Origin of the sequence: Petroclostridium sp. X23 (genome assembly GCF_030013905.1) — a bacterium.
Classification (GTDB): domain Bacteria; phylum Bacillota; class Clostridia; order SK-Y3; family SK-Y3; genus X23.
In genome coordinates this window covers 1,802,162-1,818,243 of sequence record NZ_CP124862.1, presented here as the reverse complement: position 1 = coordinate 1,818,243, position 16,082 = coordinate 1,802,162, and the positions used below count along the sequence as shown (strand labels likewise).

Here is a 16,082-nt window from a genome sequence, read left to right as displayed (position 1 = left end):
TGTTTTTCTATTCATGATATATTTCATAGTTACCTTGATATATATTGCCGAGACTACCGTCAATGGATATATGATCTCCCGGCATAAAAGTGTGACCGTTTATTGTGCACTTTTTTTCCAACTCCTTTACATTAAGCCCCCTGCACTTTACGATGCACACTTTGCCCAAATTGGCTGCCGTTACCGCAGCATGGGACGTTACCCCACCTTTGGCGGTAATCAAGCCATCACAGACAAAAATTAGTGCCATATCGTCAGGTACTGTATCCGGCCTTACAAGTATGATTTTGACATCGGGGTTTTTCTTTTTCAATTGCTCCATGTCTTCCATATCAAAGGCCAATAATCCTGATAGGACACCGCTGCTGACACCGATGCCATGCCCCACAAGCTTCATCTCATTCGGAGACTTTATAAAACCAGAGTAGGACTTCTGTTTTTTCAAATTTTGATTGCGAGTCTGCAAAATATATAAGCTATCAGGATGGTCTGCTTCAAAGGTAAATTCAATTTCCTGATGGACAAAGCCATGTTGTTCTATCAACTGCTTAGCATAACGCTTCAGTGCTTCATAAATCTGAGGAAATCCCGATTCCAAAGATAAGCTGCAGTCACTATAATGGTGTTTACGTTGGTATTCCGAAATAGGCAGAGTGTTTACCAGCCCCGAGACCACATCTTCCCCTTGACTGCAAATGGCGAAATCTCCATAAAGATGGACTCTTGAGTAACCGTTGAACGGCCTGCTGGTAAATACGACGCCTGTACCGGAACGGGGAGACGAATTTCCGAGTATCATTTTTTGAACCAGTACTGCAGTTCCCCATTCACTTGCAATCTGCATATGATTGCGGTAATAAACGGCACTCTCTGAAGACCATGAGTTCATAACGGACCGGATGGCTTGTTTAAGTTGCTTGAAGAGATCGCTTTCAATTTGTATATCATGATCTTCCAGCGCCTTTTTATAGGAAAAGGCGATTTCCCGCATCTGTTCTTTTGAAAACTGTATTTTCAATTTCACCCCTGTTCGTTCCTTATGTTCCCGCATTACTTGGTCGAAGATGTCCCTGTCTATACCAAAAGCCATTCCCCAGCTTTGGAGAAAGCGCCTGTAACAGTCCCATGCAGTCCATCCGAATCCCTTTGCTCTGCTAAAAGCTTCTGCTATCTCGTCATTCATTCCCACGTTTAAGAACGACTTCATTGCACCGGGCAATGAGATGGAGGAGCCTGAACGGACGGAAAAAAACAGAGGGTTGTTGGCGTTCCCATATCTTTGCCCGGTAATTCGTTCAATGTCGGCAATATTGTTTTTAACCATCCTGTCAAAATCCTGTCGCATATAAGGATGGCCGTTTATGGTCCCCCTATGTCTAAATACCTCGGTAGTTATAACAAACCCCGGGGGGACCGGGAACCCGTATGTAATCAGCTTTTTAAGGAAGAAGGCTTTTGCACCCAGAAATACCGGATTATCTACTTCCTCTGTTTTTTGAGACAAAAGGCTAAAGGTGAGATCCGGGTTATAGGTCAGCATACTCTCAATAAATTCATGTGAATAGTTATCCAGCATACTTCTTAATGTACCTATTGTGTCGGTTATAAAGTTATCCAGCTCCTGTACTAAAAAGGCAGAAGATAGATTGTCACGCAAAAACTTCTCTGATTCCATTTGATAGAGCTGTCTGTTTTCTATTTCGCTTTCCGGATCCGTAAGCCCTAAGATCTGCGGGATGATAACCTTAAGAGGTCTCTCGTAAACATCAAAAAAATATTCGCGTATGATTTGTTTGATGTCCCGGGCCATAAATTGAAATATATTTATGTATTGATCTACCGAAAAGCTTGGAGAAGCAAGGCCGTATTTCAACATATCCAAATGAGAGTTAAAACCCTGGTTATAGATTCCGTCAAGCTCCAGGCCTTCCTTGAAAAGCACCAGTACATTATAAATATGGCGGAAGGTTTTCGCAGTGATATACTCTGAATTAAATAGCTGCACCACCCTTGACATCAGTTTGGATACAGTTCTCTCAAGGCGGTACATCAAGCCTAAAGCTTCAAATTTGGGTTCAATATATTGGCCGTACATCGAAGGTATTCCAATAGCTATATGTCGTTTATAATAAATCTTTTCAAAAGCCTCACTTTCCTTTGGATCCAGTATGATTTCCTTCAGGTGGTTCATCAGTTTATAAATTTGCCTAATAGCGTCTTCGCAATGGTTGCTTTCCAGATCTTTCTTCAGAATCGATAAATCATTTCCGGTAAAGAAATTATAATTCTTCATCATAGAGATAATATCTTCCGATTCTAAAGAATACTTCTCAAGAATTAAAGAGTAAATTTGGAAAAGATACAATACCCTGCTTCGGTCTCGGTTAGTACCTGCGGAGAGGTTATCCAAAGTTTCCTTCAGCTTTTCAACAGTTAATTGCATAAGTTCATTTGGGTTTGAATTCAGTTTTTGACAGAGCTTTACCAACACTTCATGAACACCTATATACCACTCATTATCTGCATCCAGTATCTCAAAAATATCATCGGGTATGGTATCTTTCAATGGTTCTCTGTTGTTGTCATACCAATATTGTATAATCTTTTTTGTAAGCTCAATGTGAGTGTTGTTGCTTTCAGTATGAATTTGCTTCCGTAAAAAGTGAATCATCCGATCCTTTCGCATAGACAGCTCGTCAATGGCGGTTGTGACTTCCCGAAGCTTTCCTTCCGCACCGATATCACGGAAATAGATGGGGAAGATTCTGGCAAGCTGCTTTATTTCTCTGTAGGTCGGCCGAATGGGAGAATTAAGAAGCTTTGTTACATCCCTGGGGAAGAGGTCTGTATCTGATATAAAGATTCCTCCTAGCTTGAGGTTCGCTATAAGAGCAGCAAGAAGCTCCCTCATAGCAAAAGGGTCCTGCTCTATCAATTCAAGCCAAACCCGTATGTTCTTTACATGATTCGTGTTGACTTTAGTCTGCCAGTCGCTATTCAAACTTAATTTGCCAGGGTAGTTGAACCCTAGTTTGATAAGTCTTTTAGTGAAATATGCGATGCTTGCCGGATCCTTTGTGCTTATAACCTCCTTGCCCAGAGTGAGGATGCAGTCCAGTACGGTTCCGGGATGATCTTTTTGAAGTTCATGAAACTCCGACATCATCGTATATAGAAAGTCTGTAATATCTTCCCTGTCAAGCTCCTTAAACACACTTCTTAAACTCCGGTTCATATCATAAAGCAGATGATCGTACAAATGCGACATTCCAGGTAAATGCAGCAAAAAATGAAGATAATATATGGTTTCCAATGAGGAACTGAATTTTTCGGTAAAGCTGCGAAAGTAATTGGATATATCGTTGTAAAACATCAGATGGCGCAGCATTTCCCAATCTGTTACCTGTTTCATTTTATTTCTGAGGTGATCGAAAAACGGATGGCCAATGTCCTTTATTTTCTTTGCATCCATAGAGTGAAAGAGGTGACTTTTGGAATAAAACCATTCTTCGGCTTTTGAAGTGTTGTCCCAGTAATCAATACACTTATGGAGAAGATTTAGTGTCAGGTCCGTCAAAAATGGACTAAACTCAGGGATTTGGGCAACTTTGTTAAGATATGTTTTGAAATAGCCTGAGTTGCGTATATACAGAAGCTCATGCTGGTCCATGTCCTTTTGTATGATTTCTATACACTGGGAAATAATACTCGGGGGAAAAGAGCCAAGATTGGCAAGGCGGTCTATGAATTTTACCAGAGTTTTAATGAGAAGTTCTCTTTGATTTTCTTCCAGCTCGGATTCAAAGAGATTTTTAAAAATATCTATCAGTACTGTAAGCGCTTTTTTTGAGTGTTCCAGGGAATTATAAAACCACAGATCTTCCAGACATATATTATGTAGAGATTCTATTACATACTGGTTGCTGCGGTACTTGTGATTGAATTCTATAAGGAAATCTTGAGTTCGTTTATAGATTCCCCATTTGGATTTTGATAGTTCTCCAAACCACTTCTGAACCTCCGGGATCTCAGAGATCATCTCATGGGTTTGCGTAAGATTAGCCTCTAAAGCCTTTGAAGGAAATGCTTCTGCCATTTTCTCATCTCCTAAGATAAAATTAAAAGTAAATCGATTAGATATTCTTTTAGCATAACAAAGTGCTATATAATATAGCACAATGATGACATAACTGAAAAAAATTTTAAAATTTCATTATTTGTAAGATAGTATAGGTTTATATATAGTATAGCATAATTGTGGCATAAATTAAAAATAATTTCTTTAAATTCTTATTAATTAATGTAAAACTATAGTAAAAATTAACAAAGAGCTTATGAAAGGCAGTACATCTATCCTTATTCTTTCTCTTTTGAATAACATGGTTATCATATACAGGATGTTTGGAGTGATTTAACGGGAAAGACTTATGAGGAAAACACTAAGTGTTTGGGTGTTGTCGTTAAAAAGTTGTAACAGGTAGTATAGATATATAATCATAAACTTATGAAAGAATGTGATAGTATGCCTAATGATAAAATACCCAATCGTTTGATAAACAAAAAAAGTCCTTTTCCACAAAGGGATTTCCTAAAAGTACCATAAAAATACATCATTTTTCAGAATATCATAGTTATTTTTTAAATATTTAAAAATTTTTATACCCTTATCAGCATATATATTTAGTGGTGTAGTTATTCAAGAATAATTAGATGGGGTTGTTTTATGCATGATAAAAGTTATAGGTATTGGAAATAGGCTTATGATGGATGATGGGATTGCTATAGCAGTTCTGGAAAACATAAGAAACAAACTGAAATCAATGGGAATTGCAGTCATTATTGGAGAAACCGATTTTCAGTTTTGCTTTCACCAGCTCAAGGAAGATGATTTTGTTATTATTCTGGATGCTGCATATTCAGGGGCAGTAGCTGGAAATATTCACACATACAAGTTGCAGGAAGCGGTTACTGCATATGGAGAAACCAACTCTCAGCATGATATGAGCATCTTTGACTTAATGCGACTACACTCAAAACCACTAAAAGGTTATTTAATTGGCATTGAAATAGCAGAAGCCGGATTTGGATGTGAACTAAGTGAAGCCCTGAAGAAAAAATTTTATGAAATTTGTCTTGAGGTTGAGAGAAATATTTCTGAAATTGTAAAGGAGGTTCAAAATGCACGATACTTTTCTGAATGAAAGAATATACGAGGCACTGTTGAAGCTTTGCCAGGAAAATAAAATATTAAAACTAAATAAAATAAATATAGCAGTAAATATAGACAGCCATATCAGTGAAAACAGTCTTCATGAACATTTCGGTGAGCGAAATAGTAATCTGTTAGGTGACTGGACAGAAATTATTGTTGAAAAGCAGGATGTTGGCAAACTCAATGCGGTTATTAAGAGTATTGAAGGTGAGTCGACCGATGAATGATTTGAAAAGGTACACTGTCCATATAACAGGTATTGTTCAGGGTGTGGGAATGCGACCGCATATTTATAAAACGGCAAAACAACTCAACCTAGGAGGATGGGTAAGCAATCAAGGCACATCTGTAGTAATGGTGATTGTAGGTAGAAGAAAAAATATTCGGGAATTTCTAGCTGCATTACTGGAGAGGCCGCCTTCAGGTGCAAAAATTAGTAATATAAAAATTAAATCTGAGTGTTATGAAGAGTATAATAGTTTTTCTATTATCAATAGCTCTACAGACAACCAACTACAAGGATTTATCCCGCCTGATACGGCAATTTGTGATGAATGCATAAAAGAAATACAGGATAAGATGAACAGAAGGTATATGTATCCTTTCACAAACTGCACTTCCTGTGGTCCCAGATACTCTATTATAAAGACATTACCCTACGATAGAGCCAATACTTCAATGTCAGACTTTAAAATGTGCCCTGCATGCACGAGTGAATATGAAAGTCCTGACAATAGGCGATTTCACGCTCAAACAAACTGCTGTCCTGATTGCGGGCCAAAGCTTGCCCTACTTGACAGGAAAGGTAGACGAATAGATAGTATTCATCCTGTTGCTACTGCCAGACAACTGCTACATGAGAGCAAATTGATTGCTATTAAAGGGATTGGTGGGTATCACCTTGCCTGCAATGCACGTGATGAGAAGGCTGTAGACCTACTGCGCAAAAGGAAAAGTAGACCGGATAGACCACTGGCTATAATGGCAGTAAGTTTAGAAGCTGCAAAGTTAATCTGTAAAACAACTGATAAAGATGAGGAAATACTTACGAGCAAACAGAGGCCTATTGTTCTGCTTGAAAAGAGACTTCCTGAATTACTGCCTCACAATATAGCTCCAGGGATTAACCGTCTGGGAGTTATGCTTCCCTATACGCCGTTGCATTATCAGCTCTTTCATGAAGAACTTCAATACCTTATTATGACGAGCGGAAATGTCAGCGGGATGCCTATTTGCTACAAGGATGGGGAGGCACTTGAAAAACTTAAGGATGTAGCAGATTTTTTCCTTGTACATGATAGAGAAATACTCACTCCAATAGATGATTCGGTAGTTTGGGTTATTGATGAGAAAGAAATGGTAAGCCGAAATGCAAGAGGCTATTCCCCTTCTACCTTACAAATAGACTCAGATAGCGAAATTATGGCAATGGGTGCGCAGCAAAAATCATCACTATGCCTATTGCATAAGGGTTATGCTCACTCCTCACAGTATATGGGAAACCTGGATGAAATGACTGCGTATGAACAATATCTTCAGGCAATGAAAAGGATGAAAGCGTTGCTTAGTGCAGAACCTCAAATCATTGCACATGACTTGCATACCGGATACCTTTCCACAAAGTGGGCTAAAAAGCAGCTTGCTGAAAGAATTCCCATACAGCATCACCATGCACATATGGCCGCTTGCATGGCGGAGCATGACCTGAAAAAGAATGCAATAGGAATTATCTATGATGGAACAGGTATTGGTACAGATGGAGCTATATGGGGAGGAGAATTTCTTATTGGTTCAAAAGGTAAGTTCTCGCGAATTGGTCACTGGAAGTATGTGACCCTCCAGGGTGGAGATAGCGCTATTAAAGAACCGTGGAAATCAGCAGCTTCCTATCTATGTGCTATGGGCATTAACAGCGAGGAGTTTCTTGATAGTGTTAGTAGTTTAAAAGTCAAAGCTATACAAAATGCAATCAAGCATAATATTAATTGTTTCAAATCGTCAAGTATCGGAAGACTGTTTGACTGTGTATCTGCAATTGTCACGAAAAGGATGTATATTACATATGATGCTCAGGCAGCTATTGAATTTGAAAGTATAATAGAGCCAAATGTAACAGATTTTTATCCGTATTCTATCGATGAAAAAGAAGAGAAGCTGGAGATTAGGTATGAGGAAATAATATCAGACATTTTGAGAGATATGAAGGATGGGAAGACAGCTTCATATCTCTCAGCAAAGTTTCATAATACAGTTTGTGAAGCTACTATAAACTGTGTCTGCAAAATAAGAAACAGATGTGGGATAGACGATATCGTTTTAGGCGGAGGCGTGTTTGAAAACGCTTATCTGTTAAAAAACATGAAGCTAAGACTAAAAGAACACGACTTTAATGTATATCACAACATGAAGATACCCATTAATGATGGGGGAATTGCATTTGGGCAGGTAGCAGTTGCAGTACAAAGGGTAAAGGAGGGAAATTATGTGTCTGGCAGTTCCAGCAAGGATTATAACCATAGATAAAATACACGCATGGGCTGAAACAATGGGTGTGCGGCAAAAAGTAAATATTCAGCTCATTGATTCTCCTATACCTGGTGACTACATCCTCGTCCATGCAGGCTTTGCTATTGAAAAAATAGATCCGGAATATTTTAGATTTTTAAATGAGACACTTTATGAGATGTTGGAAGGTACAGGAAATGAATGATAATAGAATAGTTGAAAGACTAAATAGGTGTTTTGAAGATATTCATGATCAGGATATTCGGATAATGGAGGTCTGCGGAACACATACCCGGACAATTTCAAAATCCGGTATAAGGTATTTGCTCCCTAAAGAAGTGCTACTTTTGTCCGGACCGGGCTGTCCCGTTTGTGTTACCCCTGAATCATATGTAGATATGGCGATAGAAATATTGAATTTAGAAGGTGTGGTCCTTGTCACTTTTGGAGATATGATGAAGGTGAAAGGCACTCGCTTTTGCCTGTCAGACAAACAAGCACAAGGCTCGAAAATAATTGTTGTCTATTCTCCGGAAGATGCATTGACTATCGCTGCTAAAAATAGAGATAAGTTAATTGTTTTTATTGCAGTGGGATTTGAAACTACAGCTCCTCTGATTGCTGTGACAGTGAGGCAGGCAAAGGCAAGAGGACTTAATAATCTGTTCTTTTTTACAGCGTTAAAATGTATGGAGCCAGCTATTCGGTTTATTCTGCAGGATGGGAGAAATAAAATCAATGCAATGATTTGCCCCGGTCATGTAGCTTCAATTAAAGGAGCAGAGCATTTCAGGTTTATAACAGAGGAATTTGGTATTCCTGCTGTAGTATGTGGTTTTGAAAGTCAAGATATAGCAGCAGGGATATGTTTGCTGTTGGAGCAGTTTACGGGAAAAAGGCAGATAGAGTTTGTGAATCTGTATAAGCGGTGTGTTAGTTTCACTGGTAATACAATGGCTCAACGCATGATGAATGAAGTGTTTGATATAGCTGACGGAGATTGGAGAGGGATTGGCATCATCACGAATTCAGCCTTGGTGCTGAATGATAAGTATGAGCATCTGGATGCGGTCAAGCGGTTTGGGATAAAGATAGAGCAATACTCAAGTCCTGTGAACTGCCTTTGCAGCGAAATCCTTCTAGGACTAAAACTGCCTTACCAATGCAGGCTTTTTGGGTCAGTCTGCATACCAGAACATCCGTCCGGCCCATGTATGGTGTCTTCGGAAGGTGCGTGTGCAGCTCACTTCAGGTATGGGGGGGATAGGAAAAATGGATGAAAAAATCAGGCTTTCTCATGGAGATGGTGGTGCCGATACACAGCGTTTAATAAGAAATGTATTTTATCAATATTTTAATGATTCAAGCTCTAATGCTATGCCGGATTCCTTTGTTTTTGAAGCCAGGCAGAGTAAACTTGCTTATACTACGGACAGTTTTGTTGTGAAACCCTTGTTGTTTAGAGGAGGAAACATAGGAAAGCTGGCTATATGCGGTACTATTAATGACCTTGCGACAGCTGGTGCAATACCATTATTCTTAAGTGCCGGCTTTATCATAGAAGAAGGATTCAGTATTGAGAAGCTGCAGCTTATTGCAAAATCTATGAGAGATGTTTGCGAACAAACCCGTGCAAAAATCGTAACCGGCGATACTAAGATAGTGGAAAGAGGAAGTGCTGATGGGCTTTTTATCAATACCTCCGGAATTGGTCTGGTATCAGAGTTTTATACCGCCCGCCAGGCAGAACAAGGAGATGAGATTATTATAACCGGTGGGATAGCAGAGCATGGGGCATCCATACTTTTAGACAGGTATGATCTGGGTATTGAAACAGAGCTGGAAAGTGACTGTGCGCCAATGTGTTGTCTTATAAACGATTTAGGAGAAAATCTTAAGCAAGTAAAGTTAATGAAGGATCCTACCAGGGGAGGTATAGCGACTGCACTGAATGAAATAGCTCTAGAACAAAGGTTGGATGTAGAACTTGATGAACAGTCGATACCAGTAAAAAGTGAAGTGCATGCCATTAGTGATATTTTAGGAATAGACCCTTTATATCTTGCCTGCGAAGGAAGGATGCTGATTGTAGTTGAAAAAGGCTGCGGAGAGAAAGTGCTGCGCCTTATAGAAGCAATTGACAACTGCAGCAAAGCTCAGATAATCGGGCGGTTTGCTTTAGGACATCACGGGATGGTGTATATGAAAACGTTTATCGGTGGGAAACGTATCATCCCAATGCTGGAAGGTCAGATGCTACCTAGAATATGTTGAATAACAATTATGTGAATCACCGAAAAGGCGCCTTCGGAATATACTGAGTATGATAAATTAAATGCCGGAGGGGAAAACATGAGAGTACAAGATTTTTCAGGCAAGCACCTTGAACGCATTATTGCTGAAATCAACTATGATATAAACTTATTATATGTAATTCCATGTGTTTATACAAGGAATCTGATATTAAATCATTTAAGAGACAGAATATTCATGCTTGAATCTGTTATGAAAGCTATGGACCAACCAGTACATTTACAGCCACAACCTTTGCCTCTTCAACCGGGAGTTACCCCTATAGTAGAGCCGCCTGCACCGCTGCAACCAACGACACCGGGAAACCAAGCAACATTTACATTGCAGGAATTATCCAGATTTGATGGAAAAGGTGGTAATCCCGCATATGTTGCGGTAAATGGTACTGTTTATGATGTTACAAACAATGCTGCCTGGGCAGCTGCAACACACTTTGGACTGACGGCAGGCAAGGATCTGACCAATGAATTTGCATCCTGTCATGCAGGTCAGCCTATATTGACTAAATTAAAAGTAGTTGGAAAGTTGGTGTGAAATGAGTAATGGAAGCATTACCTGCCCTGAATATAGAGCGAGACTCAATACAGCCGCAAGTCTTGTGGATACTGTTAAGACACAAATCAGACAGGGTGTTTTAAGGAAAAGGAATCTTGTGTGGCTTGAATTGACTGGGTGTTCAGGAAATATCATATCACTTTTAGATGGATCGAATCCTGATTTCAAGTACTTAATTTCTCAGATGACTCATTTTATCTATAATAACAGTCTTTCAGCCAGCGAAGGGCAGAATGCTATGGAGCAGTTGTTTAGTGTCCTTGAAAGTGACTATATCCTTGCGGTTGAAGGCGCTGTTGCGACTAAGAATAATGGTCTCTATAACATTATCGGTCGCCTGAACGGCAAACCGATAACTGCCCTTGAGGCAGTGAAAACCCTAGGAGAGAAGGCGGCTCATGTTATTGCCATAGGTGCCTGTGCAACCCATGGAGGCGTTTCAGCAGCAAGACCTAATCCAGCTGAGTGTGTCAGTGTGCAGAGTGTATTAAACAGACAGGTTATTAAGCTGCCAGGATGTCCATGTCATCCCGATTGGTTTATGGGCACACTGGCTCATATCCTGCTTTATGGAGAACCTGAACTTGACAACAGAGATAGGCCGCTTCTATTTTACAGTACATTAATTCATGACAGATGCCCCCGAAGATCATATTTTGATCAAGGAATTTTTGCAGAAAAGCTAGGGGATAAAACCTGTATGTTCAAGTTGGGCTGCCGTGGGCCAGTAACACGTATAGACTGCCCAATCAGACAGTGGAATCAATATGTTAACTGGCCTATTGAGGACGACACTCCTTGCATTGGCTGTGCACAATTTGGATTCCCTGACGCAATGGAACCCTTTATCAGTTACAATACCACAAGAGAGGTTAAAAGATGACAAAGAAGATTATTATTAATCCTGTTACCCGGATAAGCGGATTCATGGAAATTCAAGCAGATATTGAAAATAACCGGGTGGTGGATGCTAAGACAGAAGGACTGTTGTTTCGTGGTTTTGAAAAAATGCTCAATGGTAGAAATCCCTTTGATGCAGTATATTTCACCCAGCGAATTTGTGGGATTTGTTCAACTGCCCATTCCATGGCTTCCACCCTTGCCTTGGAGGATGCTATGGGTGTTATACCATCTGAGCAGGGGAGATATTTAAGAGACATCATCCATGGATGTGAATTCCTTCAAAACCATATCCGCCATTTTTATCAGTATACCATCCCGGATTTTGTAAAACTGCCCGAAAATTATCCGCTGTTTAAGGCAGAACATAATGATTTCAGGCTGCCAAAACAAAAGAATGACAGACTAGTTAAGGATTACTTTGATTCTCTTGACTTAAGCCGGAGTGCCCACGAAATGCTTGCCGTACTTGGTGGTAAGGTTCCCCATAACCATGGGGTGTTTATTGGAGGCATTAGCACGCAGGCGACTACGGATAAAATCATCAAGATAAAATCTATTCTACATTCCATATACCAATTTATTAATGATAGAATGCTCCCTGATGTATATACCATTTCTGAATATTATAAGGACTATTTTGCTATCGGCAGAGGTTATGAGAATCTCTTAAGCTTTGGCTGCTTCAACGGTTACAAGAATCTAGGAACCCTATATGTAAATCCCCTTGTATATACTAATGGTAGAATAAGTGTATTCAATCCAGATAATATCACTGAAGAAATTGATTATGCTTGGTATAAGGATAGACAAAGCACAGATAAACCTTTTGAAGCTGATCCGGAAGCAGATATGAGCAAGCCTGGGGCATATTCATGGGTCAAAGCTCCAAGATACAACAATCTGCCCTATGAGACAGGCCCGTTAGCAAGGCAGTGGCTTTCTGGCGAGTACAGAAATGGAATATCCACCATGGACAGGACCATTGCCAGAGTTTTAGAAGCCAGAAAGATAGCATTAATTATGAATACACTACTTGAGAATCTTATCCCTGGTGTATCTGTACAAAAGGAGTATTCCATTCCTGAAACAACTGTCGGAAAAGGTTTGATTGATACTACGAGAGGTGCTCTAGGACACTGGTTGAAAATTAAGAATCAGGTTATTTCGTTTTACCAGATCATCACTCCATCTGCTTGGAACCTTTCAACCCGAAGCAGTAATGATATGAAAGGAACTGCTGAACAGGCACTTATCGGTACACCTGTAAAAGATATTAAAAATCCTGTAGAATTAGGCAGAACTGTCCGGTCTTTTGACCCTTGTATTTCTTGTGCAACCCATATTTACATGGGAGGAAAGCACATAAATACTATACATGTTATTCCTTAAACAGAACTTTTTTCCTGCTATGAATATCATATTATGAAAAGCATTAAAATAAAAAAATTAAATAAAGTGTGTAGTCTGTTATAGGGAAGTGATATATTGAAAAGACTCAATCCAGATAAGTTGTATGTTGAATTCAGAACTGGTGTTGCAATCACTGAGCCAGTAATAGGACGTAAGTATACATTAACGCATTCAGATATAACTGCAGACCTTTTTCTTACCATAGGTCTACAGTTTGCATATGACAAGGTCAATGCCATGAGAGATGAGGTGCTTGCAGAATGGAGAACGAATAATGGATTTCAGTTTCTATATGTATATGTTTATGTAGATGGTCAATTTGGTCCAGCGGTATCAGCTGTGCGTAATGCAATTTTTAGGCGTGAGCTGCCATTAGCCTTGGAAGCTATCAGATATGGAGATAGAAGATTCTTTGTTGCTCATTCAGGTTTAGACAATGCACCGATATGGATACATTTTGACTCAACAAATTCAGAGTACAACCGGTTCGAGAACTGGGGTACTCCTAATGATTATAAGTAAGACGTTATCTCTGTAATGATATTCATTTCTTCTTCGTTTGTTGAATTCTTTTCTCTCATTATAAAAAAACAGCTTTCTATGATGATTTGATTTTACCACAGTAAGCTGTTTTATCAAACTTTTTGCAATTATTTTGATATTTAGAATCAGTAGTTTTCTTCAGCATCTTCTTTTGTTTCATGAACTGTACCAAATGGGTGCTGAGGTGGTGCATAGATAGAGTATAATTTAAGCGGTTTATTACCTGTATTGATTAAGTTGTGCCATTTACCGGCAGGTATGATGAACGCATAATCATCATATACTTTTCTTTGAAAGTCCAAACAATCTTTTCTATCACCCATTTTAACAAGTCCTTGACCTTCTTCAATACGTATGAATTGATCAAGGTTCGGATGGATTTCCAAACCTATGTCTTCGCCAACATTGATGCTCATCAAAGTCAACTGTAGATGGCATCCTGTCCATAAAGCAATACGAAAATTATTGTTTTGTTTAGTAGCCTCTTCAATGTTAACTACAAATGGTTCCGGCCCATAATCCTTTAATATAATTGGGGCACCAGTGCTGGGTTGATTGGTATAGGGAAGATATTGATTAGGAAACTCATTCCAAAAATCTGAGTTATACATTGGTATGTTAGCCAAGTAAGGATACTCATACATTTTATAAGCGTTATACATATTGTTTGGGTTATACGTTGGTGTGTTAGCGTAATAGGGACATTGATACGTTCTAGGGGCATTATACATATTGCTCATTCCTTTCATAGGCTTATAATATTATCATATGCTTTATGTCAAGGAGATGTGATTTGATTCACTAGAATAATAGTGGATTCAGTTTCGTAATGTTGTATCAATAAGGCAGTAATTGATGGCTATTATAGGTATACGGTAAACTGAGCTGGCCCCGATAAATTAGATACATAGAAAAGGTCATCTATAATGTTTTTTATAAAACTGTTCCTGAAATCAGGAAAAATGTACATGCTTTTCTTGATGTTATAAGCAGAGAACCAGCAGTTGTTATAGAGCGACTATGTCTGGGATTGTAGGGACGTATGGCAATACGTCCCTACAATCCCCATCAAAAAATGTGGGTGCAATGATTCGTGGATTTAAATCTTCTGTTAACAACAAAAATAAATATATTGCGAAACGCTCCACAATGCCCTGTTTGGCAATCAAAAATTTTGCGCGAGAAACCAAAAGACTTAACTGCAGTGTTCATACACCGGCTGAGTCTTTTTTACGTGCAAAACTTCCGATTGACCCCTTCAAGAACCGTCCCTGTGATTATCTAACGGCAATTTTCTGTCGATCACATTTTTTGTTCCTCTTCAAATTAATAAAAGTTATAGTAAATGCACATCATATATCTGTATAGAAACTAACCTGAAAATCAGTTTGATAGAATTATGCTTGGAGTGCTCATGAATTCAACATTTTGGACTAACACAATATGGTATATCCTTTTAGGTATTTCGACTTTGCTCCAATTAGTCTTCGTAATGATCAAGGCAAAAAAACGTAGGCTTACATTTGCTGTTTATATAACGACAGTAGGTATAACTCTATATTTTGAAACGATAATTCTTATTTTTTTTAGAGCGTATACTTATTACCCCATGATACTTCAAAAGCATTCAGATCCGTTTAATGATGTTCTTGTGGGAAATCTTTTTTCACAGTTTTCTGTCTCAGCAACTGCTCTTTTAGTTGTAATACTCGATTTAAAGTATTACTGGTATTTTATATTTGGTGTTATCTATGGCATTATCGAAGAACTTTTTATAGCTTTAGGTATTTATAGCCATAATTGGTATCGGACATGGATGACTGTGGTTGGTTTTGCTATTCTCATTTGGGTAGTCAAAAAGATGTACTCAAAGATTATGCAACGAGTAAAGCCAATAACTTATTATGGATACATCTACTTAGGGTTATTTACGCTTGATGTTGTTACCTTATTGTGGGGTTTAGATTTAGCAGGATATATGCGATTTACTACAACATTGTTAAATAATCCGAAAGTTAGCCGTTACAGCTTATATTTGGTATATTACTCACTGTCATCCGTTTATATTATGTTGATTTATTTTTTGAAATCTAAATTGAGATATAAAGCTTTGATTACACTTATACTTTACGCAATTTACTATATTGGCTACAAACTAAATTTGATCTGGATTAAAGAAGGCTGGTTCTTGCCTGTCACTACCATAACAGTTTTCTGGATGTATCTATCAGTATTTACCCTGGATAAATTATATGGTGGATCACAAAAAAAGGTTTAGTAGAACTATTATAGGGAATGATAAAAAATATGTTATACTAAATGGAGTGATAAGAGTATGAATGAAAATAATAAACCTAATAGACTGGTCAATGGAAAATCATCCTATTTTTCTAAAAATGGGATGTTCTACTTGTGATTGATGGCAATCCGCTTACTATAACCAAGAAGGTAGGTAAGCCTCTTAATGCTTGTACTATTTCTGTGACTATTTAATCATTTCATATTTTTTGGTAAGTTTGTTGATTGTATTTTTAGAACCTATTAAAGCAATTCCAAGATATTTCATATCTTCAGTAGAGATACTGCGTGTGACTTCGAGAAATTCTTCATAGTTCTTTGTCTGCTGACCTTCTACAGGAAA

The 16,082-nt window shown here is 38.5% G+C and carries 13 protein-coding genes; 11 read left to right on the top strand and 2 right to left on the bottom strand.

Annotated elements, in window-relative coordinates:
- Nucleotides 1–7 precede the first annotated feature (7 nt).
- Nucleotides 8–4,096, bottom strand: coding sequence for a PEP/pyruvate-binding domain-containing protein (locus QKW49_RS08875; protein ID WP_282867192.1), 4,089 nt, complete (start codon nt 4,094–4,096; stop codon nt 8–10).
- 631 nt (nt 4,097–4,727) lie between these two features.
- Between QKW49_RS08875 and QKW49_RS08870 the strand changes: the two genes are divergently transcribed.
- The 10 genes from QKW49_RS08870 (at nt 4,728) to QKW49_RS08825 (ending at nt 13,420) form a co-directional block, all read left to right on the top strand.
- Nucleotides 4,728–5,201 (top strand): hydrogenase maturation protease, encoded by a 474-nt coding sequence (locus QKW49_RS08870; protein WP_282867191.1) that lies wholly within the window; start codon nt 4,728–4,730, stop codon nt 5,199–5,201.
- Nucleotides 5,179–5,439, top strand: coding sequence for a hypothetical protein (locus QKW49_RS08865; protein ID WP_282867190.1), 261 nt, complete (start codon nt 5,179–5,181; stop codon nt 5,437–5,439). The genes QKW49_RS08870 and QKW49_RS08865 overlap by 23 nt, the downstream gene beginning before the upstream one ends.
- The gene (hypF, locus tag QKW49_RS08860; RefSeq protein WP_282867189.1) at nt 5,432–7,735 is read left to right on the top strand and encodes a carbamoyltransferase HypF; all 2,304 of its coding nucleotides are present in this window, start codon (nt 5,432–5,434) and stop codon (nt 7,733–7,735) included. The genes QKW49_RS08865 and hypF overlap by 8 nt, the downstream gene beginning before the upstream one ends.
- Nucleotides 7,695–7,922 carry a HypC/HybG/HupF family hydrogenase formation chaperone gene (locus QKW49_RS08855; RefSeq protein WP_282867188.1) on the top strand — a complete coding sequence of 76 codons (228 nt, stop codon included), beginning with the start codon at nt 7,695–7,697 and terminating at the stop codon, nt 7,920–7,922. Before hypF ends, QKW49_RS08855 begins: the two co-directional genes overlap by 41 nt.
- Nucleotides 7,915–8,997 (top strand): hydrogenase formation protein HypD, encoded by a 1,083-nt coding sequence (gene hypD, locus QKW49_RS08850; protein ID WP_282867187.1) that lies wholly within the window; start codon nt 7,915–7,917, stop codon nt 8,995–8,997. The genes QKW49_RS08855 and hypD overlap by 8 nt, the downstream gene beginning before the upstream one ends.
- Nucleotides 8,990–9,991 carry a hydrogenase expression/formation protein HypE gene (gene hypE / locus QKW49_RS08845; RefSeq protein ID WP_282867186.1) on the top strand — a complete coding sequence of 334 codons (1,002 nt, stop codon included), beginning with the start codon at nt 8,990–8,992 and terminating at the stop codon, nt 9,989–9,991. Before hypD ends, hypE begins: the two co-directional genes overlap by 8 nt.
- A gap of 78 nt (nt 9,992–10,069) precedes the next feature.
- Complete coding sequence (locus QKW49_RS08840; RefSeq protein WP_282867185.1) at nt 10,070–10,564, top strand: cytochrome b5 domain-containing protein; 495 nt, start codon at nt 10,070–10,072, stop codon at nt 10,562–10,564.
- Between the two features lies 1 nt (nt 10,565).
- Nucleotides 10,566–11,468: a hydrogenase small subunit gene (locus QKW49_RS08835; RefSeq protein WP_282867184.1), complete on the top strand. Its 903-nt coding sequence runs from the start codon at nt 10,566–10,568 to the stop codon at nt 11,466–11,468.
- Entirely contained in the window at nt 11,465–12,877 is a 1,413-nt protein-coding gene (locus QKW49_RS08830; protein ID WP_282867183.1) for a nickel-dependent hydrogenase large subunit, read from the top strand. The genes QKW49_RS08835 and QKW49_RS08830 overlap by 4 nt, the downstream gene beginning before the upstream one ends.
- 96 nt (nt 12,878–12,973) lie before the next feature.
- Nucleotides 12,974–13,420 carry a staygreen family protein gene (locus tag QKW49_RS08825; protein ID WP_282867182.1) on the top strand — a complete coding sequence of 149 codons (447 nt, stop codon included), beginning with the start codon at nt 12,974–12,976 and terminating at the stop codon, nt 13,418–13,420.
- Between the two features lie 146 nt (nt 13,421–13,566).
- Here the strand turns inward: QKW49_RS08825 and QKW49_RS08820 are convergent, their stop codons facing one another.
- The gene (locus QKW49_RS08820; protein WP_282868100.1) at nt 13,567–14,172 is read right to left on the bottom strand and encodes a cupin domain-containing protein; all 606 of its coding nucleotides are present in this window, start codon (nt 14,170–14,172) and stop codon (nt 13,567–13,569) included.
- A 683-nt stretch (nt 14,173–14,855) separates the two neighbouring features.
- On the opposite strand from QKW49_RS08820, the gene QKW49_RS08815 reads away from it, so the two are divergent.
- Entirely contained in the window at nt 14,856–15,719 is an 864-nt protein-coding gene (locus tag QKW49_RS08815; protein ID WP_282867181.1) for a hypothetical protein, read from the top strand.
- Nucleotides 15,720–16,082 lie beyond the last annotated feature (363 nt).

What these genes read in the sequence shown, in the direction of transcription:
- QKW49_RS08875 (WP_282867192.1), bottom strand. Translation starts at nt 4,096, where the DNA reads ATGGCAGAAGCATTTCCTTCAAAGGCTTTAGAGGCTAATCTTACGCAA.
- QKW49_RS08870 (WP_282867191.1), top strand. Translation starts at nt 4,728, where the DNA reads ATGATAAAAGTTATAGGTATTGGAAATAGGCTTATGATGGATGATGGG.
- QKW49_RS08865 (WP_282867190.1), top strand. Translation starts at nt 5,179, where the DNA reads ATGCACGATACTTTTCTGAATGAAAGAATATACGAGGCACTGTTGAAG.
- hypF (WP_282867189.1), top strand. Translation starts at nt 5,432, where the DNA reads ATGAATGATTTGAAAAGGTACACTGTCCATATAACAGGTATTGTTCAG.
- QKW49_RS08855 (WP_282867188.1), top strand. Translation starts at nt 7,695, where the DNA reads ATGTGTCTGGCAGTTCCAGCAAGGATTATAACCATAGATAAAATACAC.
- hypD (WP_282867187.1), top strand. Translation starts at nt 7,915, where the DNA reads ATGAATGATAATAGAATAGTTGAAAGACTAAATAGGTGTTTTGAAGAT.
- hypE (WP_282867186.1), top strand. Translation starts at nt 8,990, where the DNA reads ATGGATGAAAAAATCAGGCTTTCTCATGGAGATGGTGGTGCCGATACA.
- QKW49_RS08840 (WP_282867185.1), top strand. Translation starts at nt 10,070, where the DNA reads ATGAGAGTACAAGATTTTTCAGGCAAGCACCTTGAACGCATTATTGCT.
- QKW49_RS08835 (WP_282867184.1), top strand. Translation starts at nt 10,566, where the DNA reads ATGAGTAATGGAAGCATTACCTGCCCTGAATATAGAGCGAGACTCAAT.
- QKW49_RS08830 (WP_282867183.1), top strand. Translation starts at nt 11,465, where the DNA reads ATGACAAAGAAGATTATTATTAATCCTGTTACCCGGATAAGCGGATTC.
- QKW49_RS08820 (WP_282868100.1), bottom strand. Translation starts at nt 14,172, where the DNA reads ATGTATAATGCCCCTAGAACGTATCAATGTCCCTATTACGCTAACACA.
- QKW49_RS08815 (WP_282867181.1), top strand. Translation starts at nt 14,856, where the DNA reads ATGAATTCAACATTTTGGACTAACACAATATGGTATATCCTTTTAGGT.